The following is a 3,294-nucleotide window of genomic DNA, read 5'->3' as shown; positions in this document are numbered from 1 at the left end:
GGTATAGGTTTAGCGTCTGCCAGGGCGGGGAATGTAATTGGCGGCGGTGATTGGGCTGATGATCGCCTCATCCCAGATATTCTGCGCGCATTTGAGTGTAAAAACCCGGTCGTAATTCGTAACCCTAAGTCGACTAGACCATGGCAACATGTTTTAGAGCCCCTTTCCGGTTATTTAGTACTAGCACAGAAACTCTATTCAGAGCCAACCAAATACGCAGAGGGCTGGAACTTTGGTCCATTTGAAGGTGACGCAAAACCAGTAGATTGGATTTTAAATAAAATGACAGCGCTGTGGCCAAATTCTGCTTGGCAGTTAGATAACGAGGCTCACCCACATGAAGCGGGTTACTTAAAGTTAGATGTATCAAAAGCTAAAAAACACTTGGGATGGAGTCCAAGTTGGCGCTTAGAACACACATTAACCCGAATAATACAGTGGCATCAGGCTTGGTTGAATCAGCAAGATATGCAACAAGCCTGTACAAACGAAATAAACGATTTTATGAGAGATATGAATAATGCAGACAACTGATTCTTTAAGAAAACAAATAGCAGATTTAGTAGAGCAATATGCCAAAGTGCAATACGCAGAGAAATTATTTATTGCTGGCCAAACGCCCGTGCCTCCCTCTGGTAAAGTGATAGGAGCGACTGAATTACAGTATATGGTTGACGCTTCACTGGACGGCTGGTTGACTACTGGACGCTTTAATGAGCAGTTTGAAAAAGAACTGGCAGCTTTTATCGGTATTAAACATCTGATCACCGTTAATTCAGGCTCTTCAGCAAATCTGGTTGCGTTTAGTACCTTGACTTCTCCCAAGCTGGGTGACAGAGCCATCAAAAAAGGTGATGAAGTCGTTGGCGTGGCTGCTGGCTTCCCAACTACTGTAAACCCTATAGTGCAATTTGGCGCGATTCCAGTGTTTGTAGACGTGGAGATGACAACTCACAATATCGATGCCGACTTGATTGAAGCTGCAATTACACCGAAAACAAAAGCCATAATGCTTGCTCATACCTTAGGTAACCCGTTTAATCTGGCGAAAGTGAAAGCACTGTGTGAAAAGTATGGCCTTTGGTTAGTAGAAGATTGTTGTGATGCATTGGGTGCTAAATTTAACGGCCAGATGGTTGGTACCTGGGGAGATATTGCAACTTTGAGCTTTTATCCAGCCCATCATATGACGATGGGAGAAGGTGGCGCTGTATTCACCAATAATGCCGAGTTGATTAGCATTGCAGAGTCATTTCGAGATTGGGGCCGTGATTGTTACTGTAAGCCCGGATGTGACAACACTTGTGGCACAAGATTTAATATGCAACTAGGTAGTCTCCCGGCTGGTTATGATCACAAATATACCTATTCGCATTTGGGGTACAACCTAAAAATTACTGATATGCAAGCGGCTTGTGGTTTGGCTCAGTTGAAACGCCTTCCTGAATTTATTGCCAAGCGTAATTCTAACTTTGCCTATTTAAAGAATCGCCTGGAATCTTTGTCCGAATATATCGACGTTGCTAAGCCAACTGAAAATTCAGAGCCGTCCTGGTTTGGTTTTCCTATTACAGTGAAAGATTCAGCCGGTGTAAACCGCACTGATCTGACTAAATATCTGGATCAGCATAAAATTGGTACCCGCTTACTGTTTGCAGGTAATTTGATCAGACAACCTTACTTTCAAGATATTGAATACAAGGTGGTTGGTGAACTGACCAACACTGAAAACACCATGAATAACACCATATGGGTCGGGATCTATCCAGGTTTAGGTGAAGACCATTTAAATTTCATTGCTGAAAAATTAGAAGAATTCTTTGGCTTGAATTTTTAATGAGCAGTCCAACTGTTTTGTTGACTGGTGCTACAGGGTTTCTGGGTAGTCATTTACTTAAGGCTCTGTTGGCGAAGGAATATAACGTTGTAATTTTAAAACGTTCAACCTCAGATACGTGGCGTATAAAACCTTACATTGATCGTGTTGTAAGTTACAACATTGATATTGAGCCTCTATCACATGCTTTTGAACAACAACGAATTGATTGCGTGATCCATACGGCCTGTCACTATGGCCGTAATGGTGACTCTCTGCATCTTATTGTTGAAAGTAACCTTATGTTTGGTTTAAAAGTGTTAGATGCAGCAATAGCTCATAATGTGAGCACCTTTATCAACACCGATTCTATGTTGCCGAGAGAGTTGAACCCATACAGCTTATCAAAAAAACAGTTGGTAGACTGGTTAAGACAGCAATCCCAAAAAATTCAAGTCATTAACTTGAAGCTTGAACATATGTACGGCCCCAAAGATGATGCAACCAAATTTGTACCTTGGGTTGTATCGCAACTTAGCCGAAATGTGGCAGAAATAAAATTGACCAAAGGCGAACAGCAGCGCGATTTTATTTATATCGACGATGTTGTGTCTGCTTTTTTAACAATTCTGGACAAGGCTCATAGTTTGGCGCCGTTCAGTGAATTTGATGTTGGAACGGGTAAGTTAATTTCAGTTAAATCATTTTTATTGCAACTTAAGCAAGCTTACGATGATAATTTTTGCACAACTTCTACGGTTCTTGCTTTCGGTTTACTACCTTATCGTGATGGCGAAATGATGACGGTTGAAGTAAATAATCAGGCCTTACTTAACTTAGGCTGGGCACCAAAAATCTGCTTAAAACAAGGCATAGAAATTAGTTTAAAGGATAGGTTATGAAGTATTTAATTACAGGCGGTTGTGGGTTTTTAGGCTCAAATATCGCCAGTGAATTATTAAAACTAGGGCAGGACGTCATCATTTTCGATAGCCTTTATCGGTTTGGTAGCTACCAAAACCTAGAATGGTTAAGAACGCAAGGCCAGTTTGAATTCATCCACGGCGATATACGAAATACCAATGATGTTGAGAGGACTATTAAGCAACATAAACCCGATGTGGTTTATCATTTAGCCGGTCAGGTTGCAATGACGACCTCAATTGTAGACCCACGAATGGATTTTGAGGTCAATGTGGGGGGGAGTTTCAATCTGCTTAACGCAGTGAGGTTATATTCACCTGAAACTACCATAATTTATTCGTCTACGAACAAGGTTTACGGAGATTTAGAGCAGTTTTCATATCGTGAATCTGATACACGTTATGAATGTATTGATAAACCAAACGGTTTTGATGAAGCGGTAAACTTAGATTTTCACTCGCCCTATGGGACATCAAAGGGCAGTGCTGATCAATATATGCTTGATTTCGCCCGTATCTATGGGCTGAAAACTGCGGTCTTTAGACATTCTTCCA

3 protein-coding genes and 1 pseudogene are annotated in these 3,294 nt (G+C 41.3%); all 4 read left to right on the top strand.

The genetic code is table 11. From position 1 onward, the window contains the following. Positions 1–534 (top strand): annotated as a pseudogene (locus NWQ57_RS10450) (CDP-glucose 4,6-dehydratase); the annotation flags it as partial. Further along, the gene (gene rfbH, locus NWQ57_RS10445; RefSeq protein ID WP_306022096.1) at positions 521–1,837 is read left to right on the top strand and encodes a lipopolysaccharide biosynthesis protein RfbH; all 1,317 of its coding nucleotides are present in this window, start codon (positions 521–523) and stop codon (positions 1,835–1,837) included. The pseudogene NWQ57_RS10450 and the gene rfbH, both read left to right, overlap by 14 nt. Beyond that, complete coding sequence (locus NWQ57_RS10440; protein ID WP_306022095.1) at positions 1,837–2,718, top strand: NAD(P)-dependent oxidoreductase; 882 nt, start codon at positions 1,837–1,839, stop codon at positions 2,716–2,718. The genes rfbH and NWQ57_RS10440 overlap by 1 nt, the downstream gene beginning before the upstream one ends. Beyond that, positions 2,715–3,294, top strand: a 580-nt coding sequence (locus NWQ57_RS10435; RefSeq protein WP_306022094.1) for a GDP-mannose 4,6-dehydratase, incomplete at its 3' end; no start/stop codon positions are given. The genes NWQ57_RS10440 and NWQ57_RS10435, both read left to right, overlap by 4 nt.

This window comes from Paraglaciecola sp. (assembly GCF_030730205.1).
Classification (GTDB): Bacteria; Pseudomonadota; Gammaproteobacteria; order Enterobacterales; family Alteromonadaceae; genus Paraglaciecola.
The sequence above is the reverse complement of the archived record's forward strand: the minus strand, read 5'-3'. Positions and strand labels throughout refer to the sequence as shown.

What these genes read in the sequence shown, in the direction of transcription:
- rfbH (WP_306022096.1), top strand. Translation starts at nt 521, where the DNA reads ATGCAGACAACTGATTCTTTAAGAAAACAAATAGCAGATTTAGTAGAG.
- NWQ57_RS10440 (WP_306022095.1), top strand. Translation starts at nt 1,837, where the DNA reads ATGAGCAGTCCAACTGTTTTGTTGACTGGTGCTACAGGGTTTCTGGGT.